The organism is Cellulomonas sp. P4_B5_2 (assembly GCF_056402235.1).
Genome location: NZ_JBFUHU010000127.1, coordinates 1 through 16129, shown reverse-complemented (window position 1 = coordinate 16129; position 16129 = coordinate 1). Strand labels below are relative to the sequence as shown.

The following is a 16129-nucleotide window of genomic DNA, read 5'->3' as shown; positions in this document are numbered from 1 at the left end:
GATCTGGCTTGTCCTGTTCGGGAACGTGTTCTCGTCGGTCGCCACCGCTCCCGGTTTCGGGTCCGAGGACTACATGACGTTCCTGGTGCCGGGCATCCTCATGATGACCGTCCTGTACTCGGGCGCGTGGGCGGGCACCGGGTTCATCGACGACATCCGCTCAGGGGTCATGGACCGGATGCTCACGTCCCCGGTGTCGCGGTCGTCGCTCGTGGCCGGGCAGCTGGTGCAGCAGCTGCTCGTCTGCGTGGTGCAGGGGATCTGCGTCCTGGGGATCGGCGCGCTGGCCGGCGCGCGGTACTCCGGAGGTGTCGGGGGCATGGCCCTCGCGATCGGGGCGTCACTGCTGCTCGCGGCGGCGTTCTGCTCCCTGTCGGCCGCCGTCGCGCTGCTGGCCCGCGACCAGACGGCGCTCATCGGCATCTCGACGATCATCGTGCTGCCGGCGACCTTCGTCTCGACCGCCCTCATGCCCGCGGCGCTGCTGCCCGACTGGGTGCAGACGGCCGCGCGGTACAACCCGCTGACCTGGGCGACGGAGATCGCCCGCACGGGGATGTCCCCGTCGGTGGACTGGTCGGTGGTGGCCACCCGCGGCGCACTGCTCCTGGCCCTGGCGACGCTCATCGGGTGGTGGTCGGTCGGGGCGATGCGCACGTACCAGCGCTCGCTGTAGAACCCGCAACGTCCGCACTCGATGAGGTTCAGACCCGCTCGAGTGCGGACGTTGCTGGTCCCTGGCTGGGACGTCCGCACTCCGTCGGGTTCAGGCCCTCTCGAGTGCGGACGTTGCGGTCAGTGGGAGGTGGTGCGGCCGAAGTGGAACTTGGCCGTCGCCGGGCTGCTGGGCCAGCGGCTGGTGACCACCTTGCCGCGCGTGTAGAAGCGCACCGACTCGGGGCCGTAGATGTGGCTCTCGCCGAACAGCGAGTTCTTCCACCCGCCGAACGAGTGCCACCCGACCGGCACGGGGATCGGCACGTTGATGCCGATCATCCCGACGTTCACGGCCCGCTGGAACGTCCGCGCCGCGTCGCCCGAGGACGTGAACAGCGCGGTGCCGTTGCCGTACGGGTTGGCGTTGACCAGGGCGATCGCCTCGGACAGGTCCGCCGCCCTGATCACCACGAGCACCGGCCCGAAGATCTCCTCGACGTACGCGCGCATGTCCGTGGAGACGCCGTCGAGGACCGTGGGGCCGACGAAGAACCCGTTCTCGTGACCAGCCACCGAGTGCCCGCGGCCGTCGACGACCGCAGAGGCTCCGTTGGCGACCGCGTCGGTGACGATCTCCTCGATCCGCAGCTGCGACGCCTTGGTGATGACCGGGCCCATGTCGCTGTTCGGGTCGGTGCCCGGCGCCACCCGGACCTTCTCCGCGCCCGCCCGCAGCCGCTCGAGCAGGGCGTCCGCGACCTCGTCGACCACGACCGCCACCGAGATGGCCATGCACCGCTCGCCGGCCGCGCCGAACGCCGCACCGGTCAGGTGGGTCGCCGCGAGGTCCAGGTCGGCGTCGGCCAGCACGACCGCGTGGTTCTTGGCCCCACCGAGCGCCTGCACCCGCTTGCCGTGCGCTGTCGCGGTGGCGTGCACGTGCTGTGCGATCGGCGTCGAGCCGACGAACGAGACCGCGGCGATGTCCGGGTGCGTGAGCAGCGCGTCGACGGCCACCCGGTCGCCCTGCACCACCGAGAACACGCCGTCGGGCAGCCCAGCGGCCTTCCACATCTTCGCCAGGAACAGCGACGAGGACGGGTCGCGCTCGGACGGCTTGAGGACGAACGCGTTGCCGGTGGCGATGGCCATCGGCGACATCCACAGCGGCACCATGGCCGGGAAGTTGAACGGGGTGATGCCCGCGACCACGCCCAGCGGCTCCCGGAACGAGAACACGTCGACGCCCGTGGCCGCCTGGTCGGTGTACTCACCCTTGAGCAGCTGCGGCATGCCGCAGGCGTACTCGATGACCTCGAGCCCGCGGGCGATCTCCCCGTGGGAGTCGGCCAGCACCTTCCCGTGCTCGGCGGTGATGATCGCGGCCAGCTCGTCGGTGTGCTGCACGATCTGCTCGCGCAGCGCGAACAGCACGGCGGCCCGCTTGGCGACGGGCTCCTGCGACCACGACTCCGCCGCGACCACGGCCGCCGCGACCGCCGCGTCGACGTCGGCCTGCTCCGCCAGGAGCACCCGGCCCGACACCTCCCCGGTCGCGGGGTCGAACACGTCCTGGGTGCGGGACCCCTCGGGGGTCGTCACCTGGCCCCCGACGACGTGACCGATGAGCGGAGCAGTTTCGACGAGCGCGGACATCAGAGGCCCTCTTCCGTGCGGATCCGCCGGCGATGCCGGATCGAGCCAATCTAAGTCCGCCGTCAAGAACAGGGAACGTCCGCACATCCGGTCGCTGGGACGCGCGAGCCCGCGGACGTCCGAGGATGCGGCTGCCCTGGCGACCGCTTGCTCGGACGCTCACCGGCTCACCTGCGTTGCGTCCGAGGATGTGGCTGCTCCGGCGGCCACTTCCTCGGACGTTGGACGTCTGGGTCAGTCGCGGGCAGTGAGGACCAGGGCGCCGTCGGGGGTGATCGCGATCGTGTGCTCCGCGTGGGCGGCCACCGAGCCGTCGCCCGTGCGGATGGTCCAGCCGTCGGCGTCGATCGTGTACTCGTCGCCGCCGGCCATGAACCAGGGCTCGATCGCGATGACCAGGCCGGCCTTGAGCTTCTGCCCGGTGCCGCGGCGCCCGAGGTTGGGCACGTGCGGGTCCTCGTGCATGGTCCGCCCGACGCCGTGGCCCCCGAAGTCGGCGTTGATCCCGTACCCACCGGCCCGGCCGATGGTGCCGATGGCCGACGAGATGTCACCCATCCGCGCGCCCGCCCGAGCTGCGGCGATTCCGGCGTCGAGGGCCCGCTCGGTGGTCTGGATCAGCTTCTGGACGGCCGGGTCCTGCGTGCCGATCTGGAACGTCAGCGCGGAGTCGGCCACCCAGCCCTGGACCTGCGCGGCGAAGTCGATGCTCAGGACGTCACCGTCGGCGAGCACGTAGTCGGACGGCAGGCCGTGCAGTGCGGCGTCGTTGACGGAGGTGCACAGCACGCCGGGGTACGGCATCGCGCCGAACGACGGGTGGTAGCCGAGGTAGACCGAGTGGGCGCCGGCCGCGTCGATCATCTGGTGCGCGTGGGTGTCCAGCTGCTTGAGGGTCATCCCCTCGCGGGCGACGTCACGCAAGGAGGAGAGCACGCCGGCGACGAACTTCCCGGCCGGGCGCATCTGGTCGATCTGGGAGGGGTTCTTGAGAGCCACGCCTCCAGCCTGCCACGAGATGGGCAGGCAACAGCCCGTGGGCCAGGCCTCCGAAGAGGCCCTGCCGCGAAGGACGAGGTCGCGGCTCCCACGGGCTGCGGTGACTGCCATGGATTCGCTCGCCGGTCCGGGTGGGCCTGCGGGCGGATCGTCTGTGCAATCCGTCCGAGTACTTTCGGGCGACTAGCGGGCAGTCACCTCACGCGTCCTGGAATAGAACATGTCCTGGACCACCTCCTTCCCGTGTGCGACGACCGTACGTCCGGATCCCGCCGCCGCCAAGGGGTTTTCCGGGTGGCGAACACGGGAACACGTGGCGACGCTGGACGGGTGATCTCCGCGCTGCACGTGCTGCTGGCCAGCTCCGACCCCGCCGCCGATCGCGCGTTCCTGCGTGACGTGCTCGGGTGGCCGTCGGTGGAGGATGCGACCTCGGGCGACGGGTGGCTGATCTTCGCCCTCCCTCCGGCCGAGCTCGGGGTGCATCCCGGCCACAGTGCGGACGGCGCGACGCTGCACCTGATGTGCGACGACCTGGACCGGACGCTCGCCGACCTGGCCGCCAGGGGGGTGCGGCCGGTCGGACACCCGCACACCGAGGACTGGGGCGTCGTCACCCGGATCCCGCTGCCCAGCGGTGGGTCGCTCGGGCTGTACGAACCCCGGCACCCGTCACCGCTGACGATCTTCGGCGGCCCGGCCGTCCGAGAACCGATCACCCGGCACGCGGGCCTGGAGTTCTCCCTGTCCACCACGGTCCTGGAGGCCCGCGACGCCAACGCGCTCGGCGACTTCTACCGCCGCCTGCTCGGGTGGCGCGTCATGGGCGAGGAGCCGGGCTGGATGATGCTCCGGCCGCCGGGCGGCGGGACTGGCGTCGCGTTCAGCTCCGACCCGCTCTACGAGACGCCTGTCTGGCCGGCGACGACCGACCACCAGCAGATGATGGAGCACCTCGACATCTGGGTGAACGACATGGCCAGGGGCGTCGAGCACGCGCTCGCGGAGGGGGCCACGCTCGCGGGGTTCCAGCCGCAGGAGGAGGTCCGCGTCATGCTCGATCCGGCCGGCCACCCGTTCTGCCTCTTCGAGAGCTGAGCCGGCGGCCTACGCCTTCAGCCGTGTGGCGATGTCGTTCGTGCCCCGCGCCAGGTGGTCCAGGACGGCAGCTACCGCGACCGGGCCTGGAGCCACTCCGCGAAGGTCAGCCGGCCGACCGCGTGCTCGGGCGTGAGGTGGTGCCCTCGTCGGAACCCGCCCAGACCGGGGAACGGGACGGTCCACACCGGCCGCCGCCGCCCGGTCGCCGAGAGGTACGTGCGCATGAGCTCGGCGGTGGTGAGCACCTGCGGGCCGCCGAGGTCGTCGACGCGACCGGAGGGTCCCGCCGCCACCAGTGAGACCAGTCGCGACGCCACCTCGCGGACATCGACGGGCTGGTCGCTCATGCCGGCGGGCGCGAGCGCGACCGGTCCGCGGGACAGGAGGTCGAGCAGGTGGGCGACGAACTCGTGGAACTGGGTCGCCCGCAGGATCGTCCACGGGACACCGCCGTCCTCGACGATCTCCTCCACGCGGTGCTTGGCCTTGTAGTACGCGAACGGCACGCGGTCGACGCCGACGATCGACACGTAGACCAGGTGCGGGACCTCGGCCGCACGGGCCGCCAGCAGCAGCTGGACGGCGGCGTCCAGATCGTCGTCGGGCTTGCGCGGGTCGCTCGCACAGTGCACGACCGCGCTGGTGCCTGCCACGGCCTCGACCAGACCGTCGCCGGTCAGCAGGTCACCGACCGCCCACTCGACCGCGGCGGGGACGGCAGGTGAGCGATCGCGCCTGCTCAGCACCCGCACCGGACGGTGTGCGTCGAGGAGAGTGTGCACGAGGGCGCGGCCCAGGGTCCCGGTGCCGCCGGTGACCAGCACGGGGCGTTCGACGTCTGCCATGCCCTCGATCCTCGCCGATCGCGCTGCAGGACCGCGAGGCCCCAGGCGCATTCGAGCCCGATCCGCGGGATCGACGTCGCCGGCGCGAGCAGGGTCAGCGGAAGGTCGTGAAGTAACCCCCGACGTCGACGACGAGGTCGGTGGTGGCTGAGTGCGTGTAGAAATCCACCCCGCCCCCGGTGCCGATCTTCGAGATCACCATGTTCGGGTCGTCACGACCCGGGACCAGGTTCAGGTTCGAGATGGACGGCAGCTGAGCCAAGCCCGCGGGGAACACCCGGATCACCGTCAAGTACCCGGGACGAGCGCCCGTGACATTGAGCACCGCCGCCTTCGCGTCCGCCGGGATGCCGTGCGTCCCCGACACCCTGAGCGTGCGGGACTCGGTCGGTACCATCCGCCCACCGGGCAGGCCGAGACCCGTTCGCGTGTCCGCGAGCCGAACCGGATCCATCGCCGTGAACCCGTTCGCGCCCGTCGGGCTGTAGTACCCCGCCAGGTCCGCGACCAGGAACATGTCGGTGTTGTGGACGTAGAACCGGACCTTGCCGTTCCAGCCCACCTTCACCGTGACCAGGTTCGGCTGGTCGCGGCCCGGCATCAGGTTCAGGTTCGAGACCTCCGGTCGCCAGCTGTTCCGGAACGGCTCCGGCGTCGGATACACCCGCACCGTGGTGCGGCCGGGCGGGTTCACGCCCGTCACGTTGAGCACCACGGCGGACGCGTCGGCAGGCACGCCGTTCTTCCCGGCCACCTGCAGGTCGACGTACGTCCCCGCGCTGATCCGGCCCTTGAAGCTGCCGTCCTCGCCCGTGCGGTTGTCCATGACGCGCACCGGCGCCAACGGCACGTACGCCGTGGCGCCACCGGCCCCGTAGTAGCCCGCGAGGTCCACCACGATGTGCGTGGTCGTCCAGATCGACGAGATCCGCACGCTCCGGTCGCGTCCCAGCTTCACCGTCACCAGGTTGGGCTGGTCGATGCCGTTGGCCAGGTTCAGGCTCGACGTCGACGGCTCCGTGGTCACACCGACCGCCGGCGTCGGGAACACCCGGACGAACCCGGCCCCGACGGGCGCGGCGGCGGTGACGTTCAGGACGACCGCCGTCGCGTCCTCGGGCAGCTCGTCGAACGACAGGTCCAACGGCGAGCCCGGCCGCAGCGCGCCGCGACCCTGCCGGGTGTCCAGCCACCGCTCCGGGTCGACCGGCGTGTACCGCTGACCCGCCGCACCCACGGTGAACCAGCTGCGCACGACATCCGGCATCACGTCCCCGTCGGTGTCCTCCAAGCCTGTCACCAGCACCTCGTAGTGCCCACCGGTCACCAGGTCCGCGGTCGGCGTCAGCGTGATCGTGTGGCCTGACGCGTCGAGAGTCACTCCGGCCGCGACAGACTTCCCGTCGGACYCCACGAGCGTGACGCCGGTCGCCCGCGCCAGCGAACGCGTGCTGGTCACCTGCACGTCCGGGCGCGCCGGCACACCAGTGGCGAAGGCCTCCGGTGAGACTGCCCAGACCCACGCCGCAGCGCCCGGCGTGTCGTCTCCGTCGGGCCCGAGCTGCGGAACCACCAGCGTGCTGTCGCGGGTCGAGCAGATCAGGTCCGGCCGACCGTCACCGGTCAGGTCACGAACCTTCACCACATCGCCGTCGATCTCCAGGTACTGGCGCTGGATGGCGCGGAAGCTGCGGTCAGATCTCTGCAGGACGATCCAGTCGCGTCCGACGATGTCGGTGTGCCCGTCACCGTTGACGTCGACGAGAAGCAAGGACCGCGGCGAAGCGGGCGGGATGTGCACAGGCTGTGGGGCGCTCAGGCCACCCCCCGCCTTGCCATAGAAGATGGACGTCTCGCTGTTCCCGCCCGACTGGATCAGGAGATCGGGCAGGGCGTCGTCATCGATGAGCGCGACCCTCGACTCGTAGCCGCCGTAGATGCCCAGCTCGGGACCAGGAGCGAAGGTTCCGTCCGGGCGCTGCAGGGCGGTGCGCCCTTGGTCGAACACCAGGTCCAGCCCGTTTGCGCCGTCGAGATCCAGCAGCTCCACGGTCGTCCCCGCCATCGAGGTCAGGGTCTCCTGGTGCAGCTCGCCACCGACGTTCCGGAACACGAGGGTCTGATACCAGAGGGTCACGACCACGTCCTGGTCGCCGTCACGATCGAGGTCCCCCGTCGTGACTTGCCGCACGTTCTCCGTCACCGCACCGACGGGGATCAGAGGAGCCCAGGACCCGCCCCGAGCGCTCGTGACATAGGCACCTGCGGATCCGGGGACGACGAACAGCTCGGGGACTGCGTCACCCGAGATGTTCACCGGCACGGTGAAGATCGTCTGTCGATCGGGGGTCGGTATACCGAGAGTGACCGCGGGTCCGTCCGCCCCGCTCGCCAGACCAGGCCACAGGATCAACGAGTCCGACCAGGTCCCGACCCCCACCCGGTCCTCGATGCCATCACCGGTCAGGTCGGCACCAGCAAGGCCGGAAGGCGTGGGCGCGATGGCCGCCGGCTCGTCGAACAGGACGAAGTCCGTCGACCGTTGGGTCGGTGCACGTCGGATCGTCAGGAGCGTGACGCCGATCTCCTCAGCATCCTGCGCACGAGGCCCGACCCCGACGTACATCGTCCCGCCCGCCAGGCTGCGGTAGGTGTGCTCCCGGCCGAGCAGGTCCTGCGCTTCCGGGTGCACCTCCTTGCCGTTCTTGTCGAGCACCACGACGAGGTCGAGCGGGCTCCAGTACTCCGGGCGGGCCACGATCTCGTAGTCGGTGCCTGCCACGCTCTCGAACCGACGCCAGTCCGCGTCACCCTGAGCCTCGAGCGGCACGACCGCATCCGTCACCGGCAGGGAGACCGCGACCGCGCGGCTGGGCAGGTCGTCGGTGGCGCCCGCATCGCCCACCGCGCGGTCGAGCGGGACCGCCGGGGTCTGGCCCAGCGCCGCTCCGGCGTCGAGGATCCCCCGACCGAAGTACGGGTCGACGCCACGTGGGCCCGCGTCCCGAGACGTCGCCATCAGCCGCTCGGACACCTGCGCGGGCGTCCACGTCGGGTTCTTCTGGATGACCAGAGCAGCCGCACCGCTCACGAACGGAGCGGCCACCGACGTCCCACTCATGGAGACCCACGGCGTGCCATTCGCGCCAGCACCGATGATGTCCAGGCCGGGAGCGGCCAGCGACACGGAGTCACCCCCGGAGGAGCTCGGCAGGGTCTCGCCGTCGTCGTTCGTCGACGCGACGGACAGGACACCGGGCAGCTCAGCGGCGTAGGCGGCGGGGTACTGGGGGACGTCGTCCCCGGAGTTGCCCGCGGCCACCACGACGACCGAGCCGCGCGACACGGCCGTCTGCATGGCAGCACGCAGGACGAGCGACGGATCGGGGCCACCCAGAGACAGGTTGATCACCTTGGCACCGTGCGACGAGGCCCAGTCGATACCCGCTGCGATGGTGGAGTCAGTTCCCTGACCTGAGTCGTCGAGGACTCGGACCGGCATGACCGACGCGGCGTACGCGGCCCCGACCGCCCCGAGGCCGTTGGCACCACCCGCGGCCACGCTCGCTACAGCCGTCCCGTGGGAGTTCGTCATCCAGCCGCCGACGAGATCGATACCCGGGACGATCCGGGACGCGAGCTCGAGGTGGGTGGTGTAGATCGCCGTGTCGAGCACCGCGATGGTCACGCCGCGGCCGTCGGCCGACTCCCAGGCGGACGGCAGCGTCGTGAGTTCAAGGTACGGCCAGGCGTGCTCGAGGTACTCCTCACCGCCCCAGACCTCGACCCCGCTCGACGCCCGCACATGATCCACCTGGACGTCCGCCACGGAAGGGTCCGCGTCCAGCTCCGCGGCGACGTCAGCGGCCTCGCCCGGAGCCGTTTCGACGGCGACGAAGCCGGTGCCGCCGATCGCACCGTCCTGCGTCCCGTCGGCGGCCTCGATGGAGCCGCGCTTCGCCGACGCCGAGGTACCGGGCGCGAATCGGACGAGGACGCGGTCGGGCTCGATCGCGGGTGCTGCCGGCTCCAACACCGGGACGAGGCCGAGGTCGGCGCGATCCGCCGGCTCCGCCTCCGGGTCGGGCACGGCAGCCGACTCTCCTGCCGTGATCTCGGCGACCCGTGCGGGAGCGGGCGAGGCGACAGAGACCATCGGCGTCGCGACGAGCACGGCCGCGACCGCCGCCGCGAGGGCACCCGCTCGGCGACTCGTGAGTCGCATCGGGCGCGCGCGCGCCGTGGTCCGAGGCTGGCGGGCCTCGGACCACGGTCTCGTTCACTCGTGGGCGACGAGGAACTGCGTGTACGCCGGCACCGTGAGGAACGTCGGGAACTCCTCCGACAGGGCGACCTGCCGGAACAGGTCGGCCGCGTCGTCGTACCGGTCGCCGTCGGTYCGCGGGAGGTCGGCCAGCACCGCCTTCAGCACCTGCTCGACCCGCTCGGCGTCGATGCGCGTCCCCTCGGCGGTGACGACCTCCTGGTGCACCCACTGCCACACCTGCGACCGCGAGATCTCGGCCGTGGCGGCGTCCTCCATGAGGTGGTCGATCGCGACGGCGCCGATGCCCCGCAGCCACGCCTCGAGGTACCGGACGCCCACCGACACGTTGCCGCGCAGGCCCCCGTCGGTGACAGCTCCGGGCTCGCCGCCGCCGGCCGACGGGATGTCCAGCAGGTCCGCGGCGGTCACGTGCACGTCCTCACGCAGCCGGTGCCGCTGGTCGACGCGGTCGCCGAGAGCCTCGTCGAACACCTCGCGGGCGACCGGGACGAGGTCGGGGTGAGCCACCCAGGTGCCGTCGTACCCCTGTCCGGCCTCGCGCTGCTTGTCGGCCCTGACCTGAGCGAGCGCCTTGTCGGTGACCTCCGGGTCGCGGCGGTCGGGGATGAACGCGCTCATGCCGCCGATGGCCTGCGCGCCCCGCTTGTGGCAGGTCGCGACGAGCAGCTCGGTGTACGCCTTCATGAACGGGACCGTCATCGTCACGCTGCCGCGGTCCGGCAGGACGAACCGCGGTCCGCGAGCGCGGAAGTTCTTGATGACGCTGAAGATGTAGTCCCAGCGGCCGGCGTTCAGCCCCGCGCAGTGGTCGCGCAGCTCGTAGAGGATCTCCTCCATCTCGAACGCGGCCGTGATGGTCTCGATGAGCACCGTCGCGCGGATGGTCCCGTACCGCAGACCCAGGTAGGCCTCCGTGAACCGAAAGATCTCGTCCCAGAGGCGCGCCTCCAGGTGACCCTCCAGCTTGGGCAGGTACAGGTACGGGCCGCGGCCGGAGTCGATGAGGGCCTGCGCGTTGTGGAACAGGTACAGGCCGGCGTCGACGAGGCTCGCGGACGCCGCGCACGTCTGACCCGCGCGGTCCGTGAACTCCAGGTGCTTCTCGGTCAGGTGCCAGCCGCGCGGCCGGAACACGATCGTCGGCGTGGTGGGGCCGACCCGGTACTCCTTGCCCTCGGGGGACGTGAAGTCGATCTGCCCCCGGATCGCGTCGAACAGCGAGTGCTGCCCGCCGATGACGTTGCCCCACGTGGGGCTCGTGGCGTCCTCCATGTCCGCCAGCCACACCTTGGCGCCGCTGTTCAGCGCGTTGATCGTCATCTTGCGGTCGGTGGGGCCGGTGATCTCGACGCGCCGGTCCTCCAGGCCCGGCCCGGGGCCGGCCACGCGCCAGCTCGGGTCCGCCCGGATCCCCGCGGTCAGGGGCAGGAAGTCGGGGTCGGCACCGTTGGAGAACCGCGTCCGGCGGTGCTGACGGCCCAGCAGCAGGTCGTGCCGGCGGCTGGAGAAGCGCAGGTGCAGGTCGGTGAGGAAGTCGATCGCCTCGGTGGTGAGGATCTCGTTCGTGCCGGGCACGGACGGCCCGGTCTGCGACAGGTGAGGTCGGATCAGCGGCGGGGGGATGGTGATGGTCATGGCGGGTGCTGGTGAGGTCGGATCAGCGGCGGGTAAGGGAGGTCAGTGGGTGAACTGGGCGGTCTCCGTCGAGCCGGCGAGCGCGAGGGTGGCGCTCTCGGGACTGATCGCGGTGGCGACGCGGTCGAAGTAGCCGGTGCCGACCTCGCGCTGGTGACGCGTGGCGGTGTAGCCGTCGGACTCGGAGGCGATCTCGGCCTCCTGCAGCTCGACGTACGCGCTCATGCCGCGCTCGGCGTAGCCGCGAGCCAGCGAGAACATCGAGTGGTTGAGGGCGTGGAACCCGGCCAGGGTGATGAACTGGAACACGTACCCGTGGCCCGCGAGCTCCCGCTGGAACCGCGCGATCTGCAGGTCGTCCAGCTGCGAGCGCCAGTGGAACGACGGCGAGCAGTTGTAGGCCAGCAGCTTGCCCGGGAACCGCTCGTGGATCCGCTCGGCGAACTCGATGGCCGCGCCGACGTCGGGCGTCGACGTCTCCACCCAGATGAGGTCCGAGTGAGGCGCATAAGCGGACGCGCGTTCCACGACGGGGTCGAGGCCCGGGCGCACCCGGTAGTAGCCCTCGGCGGTCCGCTCCCCGGTGAGGAACGGCTCGTCGCGCGGGTCGATGTCCGACGTCAGCAGGTCGGCGCCGAGCGCGTCGGTGCGGGCGACGATGACCGACGGCACCCCCGCGACGTCGGCCGCGAGCCGCGCCGCGGACAGGGTCCGCACGTGCTGCGACGTCGGCACCAGCACCTTGCCGCCCAGGTGTCCGCACTTCTTCTCGGCCGCCAGCTGGTCCTCCCAGTGCACGCCCGCCGCACCCGCCTGGATCATCGAGTGCATGAGCTCGTAGGCGTTCAGCGGCCCACCGAACCCGGCCTCGGCGTCGGCGACGATCGGCGCCAGCCACTCGCGCGTGCGGCGACCGGTCTCGGCGAACTCGATCTGGTCGGCGCGCAGGAGCGCGTTGTTGATCCGGCGGACCACCGCGGGCACCGAGTTGACCGGGTACAGCGACTGGTCCGGGTACGTCTGGCCGGACAGGTTGGCGTCGGCCGCGACCTGCCAGCCGGACAGGTAGATGGCCTCGAGCCCCGCGCGGACCTGCTGCACGGCCTGGTTGCCGGTGAGCGCACCCAGCGCCGGCACCAGCGTGCGGGAGTGCAGGAGCTGCCAGAGCCGCTCGGCGCCGCGGCGGGCGAGCGTGCTCTCCTCGCGGACCGACCCCCGGAGGGCGACGACGTCCTCGGCGGTGTGGGTGCGGCGGATGCCGGCCCAGCGCGCGTCGAGGTCCCAGCTCGCCGCGAGCTCGGCCGCGGTCTCGGTCTGGTCGCCGTGCCTGTACGTGCTCATCGTGATCCTCCGTCATTGGCGGTTCTTCTCGGCCCTTCGGCCTGACCTCGACTTTCCTCGCTGTTCCACGGTTCTTCCCCGGCAGAGTCCGCAGAAGATCGGCGTTCCTTCTCCTGGACAGAAGCGCGGGCGGCGGGCGATGGTGGACGCATGACGACGACGGCCAACGGCGGCCTCGACACGCTGGTGCTGGGACGACGGATCCGGCACCTGCGCACGGGCCGGAACATGACGCTCGACGACCTGGGCACGGCGATCGGTCGCGCGCCCTCGCAGGTGTCGATGCTGGAGAACGGTCACCGCGAGCCCAAGCTCTCGCTGCTGGCACAGGTGGCGGAGGCGCTCGACGTCCCGCTGTCCGAGCTGCTGCGCACCGAGCCGCCCACGCGCCGCGCCGCCCTGGAGGTGGAGCTCGAGCGCGCGCAGCGGGGACCCCTCTTCGCGTCGCTCGGCGTCTCGCCGGTGAAGGTCGGTCGCTCCCTGCCTGCTGACGCCCTCGAGGCGCTGGTCCGCCTGCAGGCCGAGATCCAGCGCCTGCTCACGGAGAACGCCGCCACGCCGGAGGAGGCCCGCCGCGCCAACGCCGAGCTCCGCATCCGGATGCGCGCGCAGGACAACTACTTCCCGGAGCTCGAGGACCACGCCCGCCGCCTGCTCGCCGCGATCGACCACCCCGGCGGCCCGCTGTCGCAGCGCGCGACTGCGGACATCGCCGCGCACCTGGGATTCGGCCTCCACTACGTGCCCGACCTGCCGCACTCCACCCGATCGGTCACCGACCTGGCCAACGGCCGCATCTACCTGCCCCAGGGCAACCCCGGCACCAGCGACGCCCGTTCACCGCTCCTGCAGGCCATCGCCAGCCACGTGCTCGGCCACGCGGAGCCCAGGGACTACGGCGACTTCCTGCGCCAGCGCGTCGAGGCTAACTACCTGGCGGCCGCGCTGATGCTCCCGGAGGACGGCGCCGTGCCGTTCCTGCAGGAGGCCAAGGCCGAGCGGCGGCTGTCGGTGGAGGACCTTCGCGACGCCTTCGCCGTGCCCTACGAGACCGCCGCGCACCGGTTCACCAACCTGGCGACGCGCCACCTGGGCATCCCCGTGCACTTCATGAAGGTCCACGAGGGCGGCACCCTGCACAAGGCCTACGAGAACGACGGCGTGAAGTTCCCGGCCGACCCGCTGGGCGCCATCGAGGGGCAGCCCGTCTGCCGGCAGTGGACCGCCCGGGTGGTGTTCACCCTGCCCGACCGGTTCTCGCCGTACTACCAGTACACCGACACGTCGTCCGGCACGTACTGGTGCACCAGCCGCGTGCAGCCGTCGTCGCAGGGCGCGTTCTCCGTGTCCGTCGGGGTGCCGTTCGCCCAGGTCCGCTGGTTCCGGGGCCGCGAGACCACCGAGCGCGCGGCGTCGAAGTGCCCGGACCCGACGTGCTGCCGGCAGCCGCCCGCCGACCTGGCCGAGCGTTGGTCGGACAAGTCCTGGCCGAGCGCCCGCCCGCACGCGTCCCTGCTGGCTGCGCTGCCCGTGGGGGTGTTCCCCGGGGTGGACACGACGGAGGTCTACCGGTTCTTGGACCGGCACGCGCCGCAGGCGTGACGTCCGGCTGGGGTCACCACCGCCTCTCGCAGGCGATCCCGTCGCCGTCGCGGTCGAGCTCCTTGCTGTAGCCGGGGTCCCCGGTGCGGAGCGGAGCAGCGCCCGCGGCCCGGACCGCGTCGCAGTTCTTGTAGTAGACCGTGCCGCCCGGAGCCGCCGCGGGAGCCTTGGTCGTCGTCGGCGTCGGAGCCTTCGTCGCCGCTGCCTTCGTCGCCGCTGCCTTCGCCGCTGCTGCCTCGGCCGCGACCCGGGCCGCCTCCGCGTCGGCTGCCGCCTGCGCCTGACGCGCTGCCTCGTTCGCGGCCGCCTGAGCCGCCTGTGCTGCGGCCGCCTCGGCGGCGACCCGCTCCGCCTCGATGCGCTGCTCCTCCGCGGCCCGCGCCTGCTGCAGCGCCGTGGCGGCGGCGCTCAGGCGCTCGTTCACCGCTGCCGTCCGACCTCGCAGGTCGGCGACCAGCACCGCCGGCAGCCGCGCCGCCTCGTCGCCGTCGAGCATGGCGGTCACCTCCGCTCCCGCGACCGCCGCTGCCGCGACCACGGCTCCCCGCCGGTCCACCTCCTCGACACCCGCTCCCGCCGGTAGCGACGACGCTGCCTCGGCGGCCTCGGCACCGGTCACCTCGAGCGCGGCCACCTGCGACGACACCGTGCACTCCGCGGCCGCGCCGAACAGACCGACGCCGGCCGCGATCGCCTCCTCCTCCGCGGCCAGCACCTCGTCGGTGACCACCGTGTTGGCGAGCGTGTGCCCCAGCCCCAGCCGTGCCGGCTCCGCGTTGACCAGCACGCCGTCGGCGTAGACGGCAGCGAGGCTCTCGCCGGACACCTCCAGACGCACCTCGGTCCCCGCCGGCAGCAGCTCCTCGAGGGCCCGCGCCGCCTGCGCTCCGAGGCACTCATCCAGTCCGGGCGCATTGAGACCGAGCAGTGTGAGGCTGGCGGACGCGCCGTTCTGCTCCACCTCGACCGTGTCCCCGTCGACCACCCCGATGACCGTCGCCGCGTGCGGGTCGGAACTGACATCGGCGGCGGAAGCCACGCTGCAGCCGGTCGCGGTGGCCGCGACGAGGAGTCCGAGGAGGGCGACGCGCGAACGGTGGGAACGCATGCCAGCGACATCGGCCGAGCGCGCGGCCCGGTTGACGTCGGGACGGAGCGTTCAGCCTTCCGCCAGGTCAGGCGACCGCGGTGCTCCGCTGCTGACGGACTCGGGTGATCGCACCCGCCAGGCCGGTCCGGGCGGCCAGCGCGTCGACCCGCACGAGGGCGTCGGCGCCCAGGTCACGGTGCAGCGCCACGAGGTCGGCGAGCAGGTCCTCGTGCGGCACGGGGACGGTGGCGTCGAGCAGCGTCTCCGTGCCGTCGGTGACCATGTACGCGATCGCCGGCCCGAACTCGTCGGCGGGCGCGACTCGGAAGCGCACGGTTCCCGCCTCCACGGGCGCCGGGAGGGCCTGGCCGCGCACGTGACCGATCTCGAGCAGGTCGCGGATGGCCTTGGCGCCGGCCGCGTCCAGGCCGGCCGAGGCGTCGAGGGAGTCGAGGTCCGCGAGCACGACGCACCCCTCGGTGGGCTCGTCGGACCCCGGGTGCCAGGAGGCGTCGACCTCGAGCGCGAGGAAGCCGCCGCTCACCGAGAACGCGTCCCGGATCAGGGCAGCGCGCTCGTCGGCCGACATCCCGCGCAGGGGGTGGCGACGGGTGGAGCCGGCGGAGCCGCAGGAGCAGGACAGAGTGATCATGTCCACCAGGGTGCAGCCGACCACTGACACTCGGCGGTGGGCACGCCGGGGAGGTGCGGATCGATCAGGCCGGCGGGTCCCACCGCTGCACGGCTGCGGCGGCCCGCGCCGACGCCGCGTCGGGCATCGCCCGCAGGAGCAGGTCCCGTGCCGCGGCGGCCGGCCCCCAGCCCAGCTGGGCGACGCGCCCGACGGCCCGGGCTCGACGCGCGATCGCCTGCGTCCGCGGACGCCGCAGCCGGTCGTACTCCGCGAGCGCGGCG

The 16129-nt window shown here is 72.0% G+C and carries 11 protein-coding genes and 1 pseudogene; 3 read left to right on the top strand and 9 right to left on the bottom strand.

Translation table 11 applies throughout. From position 1 onward, the window contains the following. Window positions 1–676: ABC transporter permease (locus AC1DUQ_RS10965; RefSeq protein ID WP_477073786.1), on the top strand; the 676-nt coding region annotated here is incomplete at its 5' end. A gap of 119 nt (window positions 677–795) precedes the next feature. On the opposite strand, the gene AC1DUQ_RS10960 is transcribed toward AC1DUQ_RS10965, so the two are convergent. Together AC1DUQ_RS10960 and map are read right to left on the bottom strand one after the other, a co-directional pair. Continuing rightward, window positions 796–2313: a CoA-acylating methylmalonate-semialdehyde dehydrogenase gene (locus tag AC1DUQ_RS10960; protein ID WP_477059627.1), complete on the bottom strand. Its 1518-nt coding sequence runs from the start codon at window positions 2311–2313 to the stop codon at window positions 796–798. A gap of 234 nt (window positions 2314–2547) precedes the next feature. Beyond that, window positions 2548–3312, bottom strand: a complete 765-nt coding sequence (gene map / locus AC1DUQ_RS10955; RefSeq protein ID WP_477059626.1) for a type I methionyl aminopeptidase — start codon at window positions 3310–3312, stop codon at window positions 2548–2550. A 330-nt stretch (window positions 3313–3642) separates the two neighbouring features. Between map and AC1DUQ_RS10950 the strand changes: the two genes are divergently transcribed. Next, on the top strand, window positions 3643–4410 hold the full coding sequence (locus AC1DUQ_RS10950; protein WP_477059625.1) for a VOC family protein: 768 nt from the start codon (window positions 3643–3645) through the stop codon (window positions 4408–4410). A 71-nt stretch (window positions 4411–4481) separates the two neighbouring features. Here the strand turns inward: AC1DUQ_RS10950 and AC1DUQ_RS10945 are convergent, their stop codons facing one another. The 4 genes from AC1DUQ_RS10945 to aceA all read right to left on the bottom strand — a co-directional run bounded on the left by AC1DUQ_RS10945 (window position 4482) and on the right by aceA (window position 12522). Next, window positions 4482–5258 carry an SDR family oxidoreductase gene (locus AC1DUQ_RS10945; protein WP_477059624.1) on the bottom strand — a complete coding sequence of 259 codons (777 nt, stop codon included), beginning with the start codon at window positions 5256–5258 and terminating at the stop codon, window positions 4482–4484. A 94-nt stretch (window positions 5259–5352) separates the two neighbouring features. Then, window positions 5353–9483, bottom strand: a complete 4131-nt coding sequence (locus tag AC1DUQ_RS10940) for a S8 family serine peptidase (RefSeq protein ID WP_477073785.1) — start codon at window positions 9481–9483, stop codon at window positions 5353–5355. A gap of 54 nt (window positions 9484–9537) precedes the next feature. Further along, window positions 9538–11181 (bottom strand): malate synthase A, encoded by a 1644-nt coding sequence (gene aceB, locus AC1DUQ_RS10935; protein WP_477059622.1) that lies wholly within the window; start codon window positions 11179–11181, stop codon window positions 9538–9540. A gap of 42 nt (window positions 11182–11223) precedes the next feature. Next, the gene (aceA, locus tag AC1DUQ_RS10930; RefSeq protein WP_477059621.1) at window positions 11224–12522 is read right to left on the bottom strand and encodes an isocitrate lyase; all 1299 of its coding nucleotides are present in this window, start codon (window positions 12520–12522) and stop codon (window positions 11224–11226) included. A 150-nt stretch (window positions 12523–12672) separates the two neighbouring features. Here aceA and AC1DUQ_RS10925 point away from each other — a divergent pair, with 150 nt between their 5' ends. Next, window positions 12673–14124, top strand: coding sequence for a helix-turn-helix domain-containing protein (locus AC1DUQ_RS10925; protein ID WP_477059620.1), 1452 nt, complete (start codon window positions 12673–12675; stop codon window positions 14122–14124). Window positions 14125–14137: 13 nt separating this feature from the next. Here the strand turns inward: AC1DUQ_RS10925 and AC1DUQ_RS10920 are convergent, their stop codons facing one another. The 3 genes and pseudogenes from AC1DUQ_RS10920 to AC1DUQ_RS10910 form a co-directional block, all read right to left on the bottom strand. Beyond that, window positions 14138–15163, bottom strand: coding sequence for a thermonuclease family protein (locus AC1DUQ_RS10920; protein ID WP_477073784.1), 1026 nt, complete (start codon window positions 15161–15163; stop codon window positions 14138–14140). Window positions 15164–15299: 136 nt separating this feature from the next. Then, window positions 15300–15866 carry a hypothetical protein gene (locus AC1DUQ_RS10915; RefSeq protein WP_477059618.1) on the bottom strand — a complete coding sequence of 189 codons (567 nt, stop codon included), beginning with the start codon at window positions 15864–15866 and terminating at the stop codon, window positions 15300–15302. 64 nt (window positions 15867–15930) lie between these two features. Further along, window positions 15931–16129: pseudogene (locus AC1DUQ_RS10910) on the bottom strand (FAD-dependent monooxygenase); the annotation flags it as partial.